The organism is Mesorhizobium sp. KR2-14, from assembly GCF_040049255.1.
Taxonomy (GTDB): Bacteria; Pseudomonadota; Alphaproteobacteria; order Rhizobiales; family Rhizobiaceae; genus Pseudaminobacter.
In genome coordinates this window covers 362,824-376,523 of the sequence record NZ_JBDZDR010000002.1, presented here as the reverse complement: position 1 = coordinate 376,523, position 13,700 = coordinate 362,824, and the positions used below count along the sequence as shown (strand labels likewise).

General features: G+C 63.2%; 12 protein-coding genes. 5 read left to right on the top strand and 7 right to left on the bottom strand.

Annotated features, from left to right (window positions below):
* The first annotated feature begins 172 nt into the window (after positions 1 to 172).
* From ABLE86_RS06280 to ABLE86_RS06270, 3 genes are read left to right on the top strand one after another with little or no spacing between them, the layout of a single operon-like run.
* Positions 173 to 1,309 (top strand): HlyD family efflux transporter periplasmic adaptor subunit, encoded by a 1,137-nt coding sequence (locus ABLE86_RS06280; protein WP_348778074.1) that lies wholly within the window; start codon positions 173 to 175, stop codon positions 1,307 to 1,309.
* Positions 1,306 to 4,047 (top strand): ribosome-associated ATPase/putative transporter RbbA, encoded by a 2,742-nt coding sequence (gene rbbA / locus ABLE86_RS06275; protein ID WP_348778073.1) that lies wholly within the window; start codon positions 1,306 to 1,308, stop codon positions 4,045 to 4,047. The genes ABLE86_RS06280 and rbbA overlap by 4 nt, the downstream gene beginning before the upstream one ends.
* A 9-nt stretch (positions 4,048 to 4,056) precedes the next feature.
* Positions 4,057 to 5,181 carry an ABC transporter permease gene (locus ABLE86_RS06270; RefSeq protein WP_348778072.1) on the top strand — a complete coding sequence of 375 codons (1,125 nt, stop codon included), beginning with the start codon at positions 4,057 to 4,059 and terminating at the stop codon, positions 5,179 to 5,181.
* Between the two features lie 88 nt (positions 5,182 to 5,269).
* Here the strand turns inward: ABLE86_RS06270 and guaA are convergent, their stop codons facing one another.
* The 5 genes from guaA to ABLE86_RS06245 form a co-directional block, all read right to left on the bottom strand.
* Positions 5,270 to 6,832: a glutamine-hydrolyzing GMP synthase gene (guaA, locus tag ABLE86_RS06265; protein ID WP_348778581.1), complete on the bottom strand. Its 1,563-nt coding sequence runs from the start codon at positions 6,830 to 6,832 to the stop codon at positions 5,270 to 5,272.
* Between the two features lie 111 nt (positions 6,833 to 6,943).
* Positions 6,944 to 7,576 (bottom strand): 5'-methylthioadenosine/S-adenosylhomocysteine nucleosidase, encoded by a 633-nt coding sequence (locus ABLE86_RS06260; RefSeq protein WP_348778071.1) that lies wholly within the window; start codon positions 7,574 to 7,576, stop codon positions 6,944 to 6,946.
* 3 nt (positions 7,577 to 7,579) lie between these two features.
* Positions 7,580 to 8,038 carry a PaaI family thioesterase gene (locus tag ABLE86_RS06255; RefSeq protein ID WP_348778070.1) on the bottom strand — a complete coding sequence of 153 codons (459 nt, stop codon included), beginning with the start codon at positions 8,036 to 8,038 and terminating at the stop codon, positions 7,580 to 7,582.
* 93 nt (positions 8,039 to 8,131) lie between these two features.
* Positions 8,132 to 8,584 carry a TspO/MBR family protein gene (locus ABLE86_RS06250; protein WP_348778069.1) on the bottom strand — a complete coding sequence of 151 codons (453 nt, stop codon included), beginning with the start codon at positions 8,582 to 8,584 and terminating at the stop codon, positions 8,132 to 8,134.
* Positions 8,585 to 8,656: 72 nt separating this feature from the next.
* Positions 8,657 to 9,943 (bottom strand): RsmB/NOP family class I SAM-dependent RNA methyltransferase, encoded by a 1,287-nt coding sequence (locus tag ABLE86_RS06245; protein ID WP_348778068.1) that lies wholly within the window; start codon positions 9,941 to 9,943, stop codon positions 8,657 to 8,659.
* A gap of 596 nt (positions 9,944 to 10,539) precedes the next feature.
* Here ABLE86_RS06245 and ABLE86_RS06240 point away from each other — a divergent pair.
* A complete protein-coding gene (locus ABLE86_RS06240) occupies positions 10,540 to 10,731 on the top strand; it encodes a hypothetical protein (RefSeq protein ID WP_348778067.1) in 192 nt (63 codons plus the stop codon).
* A 128-nt stretch (positions 10,732 to 10,859) separates the two neighbouring features.
* On the top strand, positions 10,860 to 11,084 hold the full coding sequence (locus ABLE86_RS06235) for a hypothetical protein (protein ID WP_348778066.1): 225 nt from the start codon (positions 10,860 to 10,862) through the stop codon (positions 11,082 to 11,084).
* Positions 11,085 to 11,161: 77 nt separating this feature from the next.
* On the opposite strand, the gene ABLE86_RS06230 is transcribed toward ABLE86_RS06235, so the two are convergent.
* Together ABLE86_RS06230 and katA are read right to left on the bottom strand one after the other, a co-directional pair.
* On the bottom strand, positions 11,162 to 11,899 hold the full coding sequence (locus ABLE86_RS06230) for a hypothetical protein (RefSeq protein WP_348778065.1): 738 nt from the start codon (positions 11,897 to 11,899) through the stop codon (positions 11,162 to 11,164).
* Positions 11,900 to 12,136: 237 nt separating this feature from the next.
* A complete protein-coding gene (gene katA, locus ABLE86_RS06225) occupies positions 12,137 to 13,639 on the bottom strand; it encodes a catalase KatA (RefSeq protein WP_348778064.1) in 1,503 nt (500 codons plus the stop codon).
* Positions 13,640 to 13,700: the final 61 nt, after the last annotated feature.

Sequence of the window (13,700 nt, the reverse complement as noted above, 5' to 3'; positions counted from 1 at the left end):
CGCACATCGCCGCGAACTGGACGGGGCGGCTGCCAAGGCGCAAAGTTCGCTCTAGATCAACTAAAGCAGGGTCGCGGGTGCCGGTTCGGAACCCCCGGCCACTGGCTCGACGAGGCAGCGTTGGCCTCGCCGCGACACTCCTGAAATCAAGGCGGCGTTTTGCGGGATCGAGATGCATCAAGAGGACAAGGCAACCGGCCAGAACAAGCCGGCGGCGCCTGAAACCGAGGAATTCAAGACGTCGGAGACACACGAGCCGACGCCTTCCGCGCTTCCGGCACCGCCCGCCTCCCGTCCCCCGGCAACGATCCAGAAAGCGAGACCACGGCGGCGTTGGCGCAGGATCCTGCTGATCCTGGCAATTTTAGCCGGCGGCGCCGGGGGTGGCTTTTACTGGTGGCAGCACTCCCAATCCCAGTTGCCCGCCGGGATAGCCTGGGGCAACGGCCGGATCGAAGCCGACGAGATCGACATCGACACCAAATTTGCCGGCCGTATCGCCGAAATGCTCGCCGACGAGGGAGACATGGTCAAGGCCGGGCAGGTTGTCGCCCGCATGGACACGCAAGACCTGAAGGCCTCGCTGAAGCGCTCCCAGGCGCTCGTTCAGCAGGCCCAGCGGGCCATTGACGAGGCCAACGCCAACGTCGTTCAGCAGACCACCCAGGTGCGACTGGCCGAGCAGGAACTCGATCGTACGGCGCCGCTGGTGAGGAAAGGTTTTGCCACCAACGAATTGCTCGATCAGCGCCGCCAGCAGCTCGACGGCGCGAAGGCTGCCCTGACTGCCGCACAGTCGAGGGTCATCCAGGCCCAGAGAGCCCTCGATGCGGCCACGCACGAAGTGGAGCTTTACACCGTCAACATTGCCGACAACACGCTCGTTGCACCGCGCGACGGTCGCATACAATACCGCGTCGCCAATATCGGCGAGGTGCTTCCTGCCGGCGGCAAGGTTTTCACCATGCTGGACATTTCCTATGTCTACATGGACATCTACCTGCCGACCGCCGAGGCTGGCAGGGCGAAAGTGGGCGACGATTCCCGTATCGTGCTCGACGCTTATCCGACCATCGCCATACCGGCCAAGGTATCCTTCGTCGCGACCCAGGCCCAATTCACGCCCAAGACGGTGGAGACGCGGAGCGAGCGCGACAAGCTCATGTTTCGGGTCCGGGTCAAGATCGATCCCGATTTGCTGCGCGCACACGCCGAGCAGGTGCGCAGCGGGCTGCCGGGTCTCGCCTATGTCAAGCTTGATCCGCAACTTGCATGGCCGCCCCAGCTGCAGGGAAATGTTCCGAAATGATCCGGCTCGAACAGCCAGTGGCACGTCTGGAAGCGCTGACGCAGCAATACGGCCGAGTCGTCGCGCTCGACAACGTCACGGTCGATCTTCCAGCCGGATGCATGGCGGGGTTCATCGGCCCGGACGGTGTGGGTAAGTCGACCCTGCTCAGCATCGTGGCAGGCGCCCGCAAGGTGCAGTCCGGAAATGTCTTCGTGCTCGACGGCGACATGACCGACGCCAGGCATCGCGCCGCCGTCTGCCCGCGCATCGCCTACATGCCGCAAGGCCTCGGCAAGAATCTCTACCCAGACCTCAGCGTTCGCGAGAACATCGAGTTCTTCGGACGGCTCTTCGGCCAATCGCGTTCCGAGCGGGACTGGCGGATAGCCGAGTTGCTGGAAAGTACCGGGCTCGCTCCCTTTTCGGAGCGCGCTGCAAAGAAGCTGTCTGGGGGCATGCGGCAGAAGCTGGGGCTCTGCTGCTCGCTGATCCACGATCCGGACCTTCTGATCCTCGACGAACCGACCACCGGCGTCGACCCGCTGTCGCGGCGCCAGTTCTGGGAACTGATCGACCGCATGCGCTCGCGCCGCCAGGGCATGAGCGTGCTGGTGGCCACGGCCTACATGGAGGAGGCCGAGCGCTTCGACTGGCTGGCGGCCATGAACGATGGAAGAGTGCTGGCCACCGGCTCTCCCGCCGAACTCAAGGCCGTTACCGGGGTGACTTCCGTCGAGGAGGCCTTCATTGCGCTCCTGCCCGAAGAGCAGCGCGCCGGTCACCACGCGCTGCACATCCCGCCCCGCCGGAAGTTCGACGCCGAGCCGGTGATCACCGCGCGCGGCCTCACATGCCGCTTCGGCGATTTCACCGCGGTCGACCATGTCAGCTTCACCATCGAGCGCGGCGAAATCTTCGGATTCGTGGGCTCGAACGGCTGCGGCAAGACCACGACCATGAAGATGCTGACGGGTCTGCTGCCCCCAAGCGAAGGCGAGGCGCTGCTGTTCGGCAAACCGCTCGACGCCAGAGATATGAGTTCACGCTACCGCGTCGGCTATATGTCGCAGTCGTTTTCGCTCTATGCCGAACTGACGGTTGCCCAGAACCTCACCCTGCACGCGCGGCTCTTCCATCTTCCGGTCCGCCGGGCCAGGGAGCGAATAGCCGATCTGGTCGCGCGTTTCGGCCTCTATGAATATCAGGATCAGCTCGCAGCCTCGCTTCCGCTCGGGATACGGCAGCGCCTGTCGCTCGCCGTCGCGATCGTCCATGAGCCTGAGATGCTTATCCTCGACGAGCCGACCTCCGGCGTCGATCCGCTGGCGCGCGACCGCTTCTGGGAACTGCTCGTGGAGCTTTCACGAAACGAGGGCGTGACCATCTTCGTGTCCACCCACTTCATGAACGAGGCGGAGCGATGCGACCGGATTTCGCTCATGGATTCAGGTCGTGTGCTGGCGACGGACACCCCGGCAGGCCTTGTCCGGTCCCGCCACGCGGCAAATCTCGAAGACGCTTTCATCGGCTTCCTTGAGGAAGCGACCGGCACCGTCGCGCCGGCCGGTCGGGAAATCAGCGCCGCGGCCGCGCCGCAGGGCTCCGCGCCTTCGCCACCTGCCGAGCAAACGGGTTTCAGCCTGCGGCGCCTGCTGGCCTACACGATCCGCGAGACGCTGGAACTGCTGCGCGATCCCATCCGGCTCGGCTTCAGCCTCTTCGGCACCGCGCTGCTGATGCTGGTGTTCGGCTTCGGAATTTCGACCGACGTCAACAATCTCACCTTTGCCGTGCTCGACCGGGACCAGAGCCATGAGAGCCGCGCCTATCTCGAGGAACTGAGGGGGTCGACCTATTTCGTCGAAAAGCTGCCCCTGGCCAACTACGCCGAGCTCGACAGGCGTCTCAAGAGCGGGGACATCAAGGCCGCCATCGAAATTCCTCCTGATTTCGGCAAGGACATCAAGCGCGGACGCCCAACCTGGGTCGGTGCTTGGGTGGACGGCGCAATGCCTTATCGCGCGGAAACGATCCGCGGCTACCTGCAAGGCATGCACCAGCTGTATCTGACCGACCCGATAATCAAGACGACCGCTCCGTCCACCGGACCGCCGCCCGACATAGAGATCAGGTTCAAGTACAATCAGGACTTCAACAGCATCTACGCGATGGTGCCCTCCAGCATATCCATGCTCCTGGCCCTTTTCCCCGCGATCCTGATGGCGCTGGCGATCGTTCGCGAAAAGGAGCTGGGGTCCATCACCAACCTTTACGTCACCCCGGTGACGCGCATCGAGTTCCTCGTCGGCAAGCAGCTTCCCTACATCGCCGTCGCCATGGCCAACTTCTGCCTGATGTTCCTGATGGCGCTGTTCGTATTCCAGGTCCCCCTCAAGGGCAGCTTTCCGACACTCCTATTGGGCGTCTTGATCTATGTCAGCGCCACGACCGCCTATGGAATGCTGATTTCCGCCTTCACGCGCACGCAGATCGCCGCGCTGTTCGGCACGGCCATCCTGACCGTCCTGCCGGCCACCCAGTTCGCGGGCATGATGACGCCGGTCTCGTCGCTGTCGGGCCTCGGATATTTCATGGGGCGCATATTCCCCATGACCTATTTCCTGCCGATCAGCGTCGGCACCTTCACCAAGGGGCTCAACTTTTCCGACTTGAAGATGAACATTCTGGTGCTCGCCATCTTCGTGCCGGTCCTCATCTCGCTCAGCCTGCTGCTGCTGCGCAAGCAGGAGCGCTAGGAGGCCGGGATGCGCAAGGTGTCGAACATCTTCTGGCTGGGGCTCAAGGAGTTGCGCAGCTTCTTCCATGACTTCGTGCTCCTGGGGCTCGTCATCTACGCGTTCTCCATAGCCGTCATGAGCCAGGCCCAGAGCTATTCGCAGGAACTGCACAATGCCTCCATCGGTGTCGTGGACGAGGACCAGTCCCAGTTGTCGCGACGCATCGTCCATGCGTTCCTGCCGCCCTATTTCCAACCGCCCCAGCCGATCGCCGAGCGCGACGTCGTTCCGCTGATGAACAGCGGCCGATACACTTTCGTGATCGACATTCCGCCTAATTTCGAGCGGGACGTGCTGGCCCGGCGAAACCCTTCGCTACAGGTCAATGTCGACGCAACGGCCATGGTGCAGGCGGGGCTTGGATCCGGCTATGCGCAGCAGATCATCATGAAGGAGATCCAGGATTTCCTCTCGCATTCGGAAGGGGCGCCGCCGTCGCCGGTCAATCTCGATGTGCGGATCGCGTTCAATCCCAATATCAACACCGCATGGTTCACCAGCGTCATGGCGATCATCAACAACGTCACCATGCTGGCCATCGTGCTTTCCGGCGCGGCGATCATCCGCGAGCGCGAGCACGGCACCATGGACCATCTGCTGGTGATGCCACTGACGCCGTTCGAGATCGCCATGTCGAAAGTCTGGGCAAACGGGCTGGTGATCACCATCGCGGCGGGGCTGTCGCTCACGCTGGTCGTGCGCACGCTGCTCAGGATACCCATCGCCGGCTCCGTGCCGCTATTCATGTCCGGCGTGGCGATCTACCTGTTCTTCGCGACCGCCATCGGCATTTTCCTGGGCACGGTTGCGCGCTCCATGCCGCAACTCGGCCTGCTCTACATGCTGGTCTATATGCCAATGATGATGCTGTCGGGCAGCAATACCCCGCTTGAGAGCATGCCCTATTGGCTGGCGACAATTATGCAGATCTCGCCTTCGACCCATTTCGTTTCGTTCGCGCAGTCGATCCTCTATCGCGGCGCTGGGATCGACGTGGTCTGGCGGGAGTTCCTGGCGGTCGCGTTGATCGGCGGTGTATTCTTCGGCCTCGCCATCATGCGCTTCCGCTCGATCGCGTCACAGGCGAGCTAAGGACGATCTGCCGATCGTCCTCGAGGTCTATTTCCGCCCATCACTCCGTATCCGAGCGCATCTTCGGATACGCTCGGATGAGCTTGCATCACTCCCACTCGATCGTGCCGGGCGGCTTGGAGGTTACGTCGTAGACGACGCGGTTGATGCCGCGCACCTCGTTGATGATGCGAGTCGCCGCGCGGCCGAGGAATTCCATGTCGTAGTGGTAGAAATCGGCGGTCATGCCGTCGATGGAGGTCACGGCGCGCAGCGCGCAGACGAATTCGTAGGTGCGGCCGTCGCCCATCACGCCGACCGTCTGCACCGGCAAAAGCACCGCGAAAGCCTGCCATATGGCGTCGTAGAGACCGGCCTTGCGGATCTCATCGAGATAGATCGCGTCGGCTTCGCGCAGAATTTCCAACTTCTCGCGCGTGATGCCGCCGGGGCAGCGGATGGCGAGGCCCGGTCCCGGGAACGGATGGCGGCCGATGAAGTGCTCGGGCAGACCAAGTTCCTTGCCCAGCACCCGCACCTCGTCCTTGAACAGTTCGCGCAGCGGCTCGACCAGCTTCATGTGCATGCGCTCGGGCAGGCCGCCGACATTGTGGTGCGACTTGATCGTCACCGACGGGCCGCCGGTGAAGGAGACGCTTTCGATGACGTCGGGATAGAGCGTGCCCTGCGCAAGGAAGTCGGCGCCGCCGAGCTTCTTGGCCTCTTCCTCGAAGACCTCGATGAACAGGCGGCCGATGGTCTTGCGCTTCTTCTCCGGGTCGGTCTCGCCTTCAAGGGCCGAGATGAAGCGGTCGGAGGCATCGACCAGGATCAGCGGCAGGTTGTAGTGCTCGCGGAACATGGCAACCACGTCGGCCGCCTCATTCTTGCGCATCAGGCCGTGGTCAACGAGGATGCAGGTGAGCTGCTCGCCGACGGCCTCATGGATGAGAAGGGCCGCGACCGAGGAATCGACGCCGCCGGAAAGCGCGCAGATGACCTTGCCGTCGCCGACCTGCTCCCGGATCGCCTGCACTGCGTGCTCGCGATAGGCGCGCATGGTCCAGTCGCCCGTGATGCCGGCGATCTTGTGGACGAAGTTGGCCAGCAGCTTGGCGCCGTCGGGCGTGTGCACCACCTCGGGGTGGAACTGCACGGCATAGAATTTTCGCGACTCGTCGGCAATTGCCGCAAACGGCGCGCCGGCCGAGGTGCCGACCACGCGGAAGCCCGCCGGGATTTCGGTGACCCGGTCGCCGTGGCTCATCCACACCTGGTGGCGGGTGCCCTTGGCCCAGACACCATCGAACAGGGCGCACTCGTCCTCGATCTCGAGGAAGGCGCGGCCGAATTCGCGATGATGCCCGGCCTCGACCTTGCCGCCGAGTTGGGCGCACATGGTCTGTTCGCCATAGCAGATGCCCAGGACGGGGATGCCGGCGGTGAAGATCGCCTCAGGCGCGCGCGGGCTGCCGATGTCGATGGTGGAATGCGGGCTGCCGGAAAGGATCACCGCGCGGGGCTTGATTGCGTCGAACGCCGCCGCGGCAGACTGGAACGGAACGACTTCCGAGTAAACGCCAGCTTCTCGGACGCGGCGCGCAATGAGCTGCGTGACCTGGCTGCCGAAGTCGATGATAAGGACGGTGTCGGGGTGGTGGCTGGTTGTCATGGCGAGCATTTAGAGAAAACCGCGAGTCGAAGCAATGGGGCGGCGCCCGTCATCGACAGCCGTGTGGGAAAATCCCGGCTGTTTTGAAGCCCGTTCTTATCGAAGGCGCGTTCAAAACCGCAAGACGCCTTCCGAAAGGGCGTCGGAAAGCCTGTTCACCGCCCGCGCCAGGCGCTCATCGATGACGTGAAGATATTCGGTCCAGTCGCCGACATGCCGAAGCTCGGCGGCGCCGTCTGAAATGCCCCGAAGCCCGATCAGCGGCAGGCCGAACAACTGGCAGGCGCGCAGCACCGCAAAGGTCTCCATGTCGACCATGTCGGCCTCGACCGCATCGTAGGCGGCGCCCGAAACGATAGCCGCGCCGGTCGAAAGCGTGGCCTGCGGAATGCCGGGTATGCGCAGCGGCAGCGGCACCGTCACGGGCAGCTCCAGAAACGGCGTCGCGCCCTTGGCGAACCCAAGCGCGGTGGCATCCATGTCGCGATAGGATACCGAAACCGCCTGGTAGATTTCCGCCTGTTCCAGTGTGCGGCTGCCGGCCGAGCCCAGCGACACGACCAGGTCGGGCAGCGCGCCCTCGACCTTCAGCCGGCCCAGTTCCGCGCCCAGCATAACGCCGGCCTCGACCGGTCCCACGCCCGTCATGAGGGGCACAAAGAGTTTTTGCAGGTGCGGGCCGTATTCGGCCTCCGCCGCCATCACGAACAGCACGAGTTTTCCGCCGATGCTGGTGAGTGCCATCGCTCAGCCCTCGATACCGTCGCGGCCCAGCACCGCCATCATGGTGCCGGTCATGGTGGCGACGAGCCTGGCCTCACCGTCCGCCGCGAATGCATAGGCCTGGCCATCGGCCACCACGATGGTGCGGCCAGGCTTGGTGACCGAACCGCGGAACAGGAAGCGCTCCCCCTTGCCCGGCGCCAGCAGATTGACCTTGAACTCGATCGTCAGCACCGACGCCTCTTCCGGCATAACGGAATAGGCGGCATAGCCGCAGGCCGAATCCAGCGCCGCTGAAATGATGCCTGCGTGCAAGAACCCATGCTGCTGGGTCAGCGCGTCGGAATAGGGCATCTCGATTTCTACCGTGCCCGGGCGCACCAGGGTCAGTGCCGCGCCTATCGTGGCCATGGCTTGCTGGCGGGCGAAGGATGCCCTCACCCGCTCCTCGAAATTCGGTGAGGGTTCAATGCGTTCGACCATCATCCGCGCCTTGCTGCTTGTGCGCAATTTATCGCAAACGCCCGCGCCCTCGGCAATCGGTAATGCTGCGGCGCAACAAAGCCAGGCCCGCAATCAATTGAGCCACCAAAGCGCCCCGTTGAGCAAGGCCGCGAAGGCAACCCACAGCGCATATGGAACGAACAGCCAGGCCGCCACCCGGTCGCGCGGCCAGCTCAGCTTGATGAAGGCGAGAATGGAGGCCAGCAGTGCGGCGATGACGACGAACGCGGCTCCAATCATGTGGCCGCCGAAGAATATAGGCGACCAAAGAAAATTGAGCGCAAGCTGTACGGCCCAAGCCTGCATGGGCGGCCCAGATGGGGCTCTCATCCAGCTGCGCCAGCCGGCAACGGCGATAAGGACGTAAAGCGTCGACCAGACCGGGGCGAAAACCCAGTTCGGCGGATTGAATGAAGGCTTGGCCAAGCCTGCGTACCACTCGCCCGGCAGCGTGGCGAGGCCGATCGCCGTTCCACCACCCAGGACGACGACAAGAAACAGTGCCAGAGCCAGGTAGGCACGCATCCTTCAGCCCTCCGTTTCGTCGCGCAATTGTTCCGGCGAAGCGCGCGGGAATCAAGAGCTCGAAAGCGCCGCCTAGCCTGCCCGGCGAAGCGCGGCGAAGAAGAAGCCGTCCGTATTGCTGCGCGCAGGCGACATCAGGATGCCGCGAGCGCGATCAATGCGAGCGCATTCGGTTTTGCCGGCGAAATGGTGGTCCCACAGTTCGGAATGGTCGACGGGTGCGAACCCCTCCTCCCGCTGCAGAAATGCATCGATCTGGTCGCGGTTCTCGCTCTCGAAAACGGAACAGGTGACATAGACGAGCAAGCCGCCCGGCTTCACCGCGTCCTTTACCGTGTCGAGGATTGTGGCCTGTTCGGCGCGGCGCACGTCGAGCTGCTTTTGCGTCAGCCGCCATTTGGCGTCGGGCCGCCGGCGCCAGGTACCGCTGCCGGTGCAGGGCGCATCGATCAGCACGATGTCCATCTTGTCCCGCAAGGCGTCGATTTCGGCCGCCTTGGTGACCACCTGCACATTGCGGCAATCCGACCGGCGTAGGCGCTCGTAGATAGGCGCCAGACGCCCCTTTTCGGCATCGTGTGCAAAGATCTGGCCGCGGTTTTCCATGGCCGCCGAGAGGGCAAGCGTCTTGCCCCCGGCGCCGGCACAATAGTCCAGGACCTGCATGCCCGGCGCCGCACCGGCCAATTCGGCGGCGATCTGGGAGCCTTCGTCCTGGACCTCGAACCAGCCCTGGTGAAAGGCGGGCTCCGACTGCACGTTGGGATGACGGCCGTTTTCGTTGGGGGCGATGCGTATGCCATCGGCAGCCAGCGCAGATGGAGCGGCGTCCATTTCGGCCAGTTCCTTGAGCACCTGGTCGCGCCGGGCCTTGAGCGTGTTGACGCGAAGGTCGAGCGGCGGCCGACGTGCAAGTGCTGCGCCTTCCGCAATCCATTCCTCGCCAAAAGCGCCCTGCAGCAGAGGCGCGCACCAGTCCGGGCAGTCGGCACGAACCACATCGGGCGCCTGGGCCAGATCGCGCGTGGCTATTGCAGCCAGTTCGCCCGCATCCAGAAGCGGCGGCGCGAACTTGTCGCCGTCCAGGGTGGCGTTGAGTGCCTCCGGGGTCTGGTGAGTTTCCAGAAGGACGGCGCCGAAGGCCACGGCGCGCGCCGTATCGTCCCCGAGCAGCCAGCCGGCCGAGCGTTTGCGGCGAAGACCGTCGTAGACGATGTTGCCGATCGCGGCACGATCCCCTGCTCCGGCGAAGCGGTGGGCCAGCCCCCAATCCTTCAGCGCATCCGCAGCCGGCCGCTGCCTCCGCTCAATCTCGTCGAGCACTTCGATGGCCGCGGCCAACCTTCCGCCAAGTCGCATGTCTGGTGATCCCTATTTCGGCTTACCCGAGGAAGGGCCTGACTAGCGCCCGTGAGCGGCGTGCACAAGCGCCGCATCAAAATAATCAGGCGTCCGCTGTGGGCTCAAACCTAAACATTCCGTGAACTCGGAACGGCCCGCCACGCCCGCGAATTGTATCGCTTGTTTAGCCGATCGAGGCGCAAAATGAAAAACCTTGTCCTTGCCTCCATTATTGCCGTAACAGCTGCCCTCCCGTTTGGTACCTCGGCCCAGGCGACGGGCGCAACGATCAGCAACGTGCAATATGTCTATCCCGGATGGCGCCACCGTTACTACGGGCGTTACTATGGGCCCAATCGCTGGCACCGGTATTGCCATTTCGAGACGATACGCCACCACCGTTACGGCAGGTGGTGGGTCGAAAGAGTGCGCGTCTGCCCGTAAACCAAGTTCGAACTGTCTCGACCGGTGCCTGCCGGCCGGGGCGCTCCCAACAACGAAAATCTGAGCCGATACTCGGGCACCGCTGGTTCAGCGGTCCGACGGCGAGGCATGCAGCCCTGAATGAGGCTTCCGTTGAAAGTATCAGCCCAACCAACAGCTAGGCCACGAACATGAAGAACCTGCTCGTCGCTGCCATCCTCATCGCTACATCAGCGATGTCGTTTGGGGCTCCCGCTCAAGCCGCAGCAACCGTAACCACCTATGGCCGCCACTATCACGCTGGACCGCGCTGCTACACCAAATCGGTCAAGCATTATCGCAACGGCCGGGTCTGGTATGAGAAAACACGGGTTTGCCGTTGAGGCCGGCGCACACCTCGGCTCCCCCGCTGAGACGTAGACTTCTTCAACTGCAACAGGACCGGCTGCTGCCTGCGCCGGTTCTTACGCTTCGCCACTGAGCGAAGTGCCGATCACACAGGAACACGCACATGAAGACCCTCCTGCTTGCCTCGATCATCACCGCAGCGGCTGCGCTTTCCTACGGCCTGCCCGCCCACGCCGCCACCGCCACGGAAACCACGACGAGCCGCCCCTTGCCGCCCGCCCATCGCATGCACAGCCCGCACCGTATGGACCGCCCGTGCTCCTATCGCACGGTGAGGCGCCATCGGCACGGTCAGGTGGTGATGGAAAGAGTAAAAACCTGCCACTGACTGCTCGGCTCGCAGTGCGCGGCTGAACAGCCAGTTCCGCAGCCGCGCCGAAGCATCCCGTGCCTTGCGCCCAAGCCTCAAAACGAGTGCTTGAAGCCGACCGCCAGGTTGATCTTGTCCCCGGAAAGCTCGTCGTAGGGCGGGGTGTTCGTGGCTAGCTTTTTCCAGGCATAGCCGACATTCATGAACAGCGATTTGGAGCTGTTCACCTCGTAGGTGAGGCCGGTGGACACCTTGGGGGTCACCCAGGTTGCATCGAAACCGTTGCGATAGCGAAGATTGAAGGCGTTCCAGGTCAGCTTGGGCGTCATTTTCAGGTCGCCGGCGAGATAGATGACGTAGTAGCCGATGTCGGCGTTGGTGTCCGCGCCCTGGATGATGCCGGTTTGCTGCCAGGTGTAGCCGGCGCCGCCGCTGGGCGTCAGCGAAAAGTCATCGGTCAGCTTCCATCTGTAGCCGACCGTCGCCTCCGCGTAATACTGCGAGCCGCCGCTGGCCTTGATCGAATGTTGAAACGAGACACCGCCGAGGAAGCCTTCCTCGAACCGATATGACAGGCCCGCCTTGTAGTAGATATTGTTCAGGCTCCCCGCGTGATTGCTGCCATTGTTGATCGCGTAGATTTCAGGGCTGAGCTCCAAGCTGAACGTCCACGGCTTGGGGGCGGCCGCGGGGGCCTTCTCTTGCGCATGCTGCGACGAAAGCTCGTCAGCGAGTGCGGGGCCGCTGGCAAAGCAGACTACGACTGCCGCCAACAATGCCGTGCGGTTGCAAGCCGCCCTTGCGAACACGTAGCACCTATCAGCAACGTACATGAAAGCCCCGCCGATCTGCTGGTTTGAACCGAATTCCCCCTGGTATTCGCACTATCACTTGGCAAGCTCTTCGCCCTGAGGACCTGGAACGAAGCTTTGCGCACAACCGACAATTCAAATTTCAATCGCAATTGATAGCGGCACTCGCCGTCGGCGGCAAATTACATTTTCGGATGAAAAGAAGACAGGCCGGAACGCTCCGCGCCTGTCCTTTTCCGAAACCGGATTCAGCCTGCCCTATTCGGCGGCTTCCTGCGGGGTCTTTTCCGTCACCGAGATCGCCGGCCGCTCCTTGCCGTCGGCGGCCGACAGCGCGCGGCGCACGCCGTTGCCATAGTCCGGATGGACCTTGTCGAAATGCGCGAGCTGGCGCTCGACGATGAACTCCGGCACGCCCTTCATCGCCGCGGCGATGTTGGAGAACAGCCGGTTCTTCTGGCCCTCGTCGAACAGGTTGAAGAGAGCGCGCGGCTGGCTGTAGTCGTCGTTGCCGATGCGGTGGTTGTAGCGGTCGGCATCGCCGGAGATCTTCAGCGGCGGCTCCTTGGCGGAGGGCTGCTCGACCGGACCGCCGAAGGAATTCGGCTCGTAATAGGCATCCGGATTGCCGGTCTTGATGCCGCCGAACGTGTTCATCTGTCCATCGCGATGGTAGTGGTGGACCTCCTTCTTCGGCCGGTTGACCGGGATCGTCTCGTAATGGGTGCCGAGACGGTGACGATGAGCGTCGGCATAGGAGAAGATGCGCGCCTGCAGCATCTTGTCGGGCGAGAAGCTGATGCCCGGCACGATGTTCGACGGCGAGAAGGCCGCGTTCTCGATCTCGGCGAAATAGTTCTCCGGATTGCGGTTCAGTTCCATGATGCCGATGTCGATCGGCGGATAGTCGGCATGCGGCCAGACCTTGGTCAGGTCGAACGGATTATACGGGGTCTTTTCCGCATCCAGTTCGGGCATGATCTGGACCTGGACCTTCCACCTGGGGAATTCGCCACGCTCGAGCGCATTGTACAGGTCTTCCTGCGTCGACTCGCGCGTCTTGCCGATGACCTTCTCGGCTTCCTCGTTGGTCCAGTGCTTGTGGCCCTGCATGGTCTTGAAGTGGAACTTCACCCAGTAGCGCTCGCCGGCATCGTTCCACAGCGAATAGGTGTGGGAGCCGTAGCCATTGATGTGGCGCACGTCGGTCGGCAGTCCGCGATCCGACATCAGGATTGTCACCTGATGCAGGCTTTCGGGGCTCAGCGACCAGAAGTCCCACATGGCCGTGGGCGAACGCAGATTGGTCTTGGGGTGGCGCTTCTGCGTGTGGATGAAGTCCGGGAACTTGACCGGATCGCGCACGAAGAAGACCGGCGTGTTGTTGCCGACCAGGTCCCAGTTGCCGTCCTCGGTGTAGAATTTCAGCGCAAAGCCGCGCACGTCGCGCTCGGCATCGGCTGCCCCCTGCTCGCCGGCGACGGTGGAGAAACGCGCGATCATCGGCGTCTCGGCGCCGGGCTGAAGCACCTTGGCCTTGGTGTATTTCGAGATGTCGCCGGTGATCTTGAGGACGCCATGCGCGCCCCAGCCCTTGGCATGAACCGGGCGCTCCGGAATGCGCTCGCGGTTCTGGTGCGCCAGCTTCTCGATGAGCTGGTAGTCCTGCAGCAGCACCGGGCCGCGTTCGCCGGCGGTGATCGAGTTCTGGTTGTCCGGAATGGGCGCCCCGGCGGAAGTGGTCATTGTGGGCTTGGTCATCGCGTCAGCCTCCTTATCAAGCAAGGTTTGATCGATTTCTGTCCTTGGGCGGCTCGCCGCG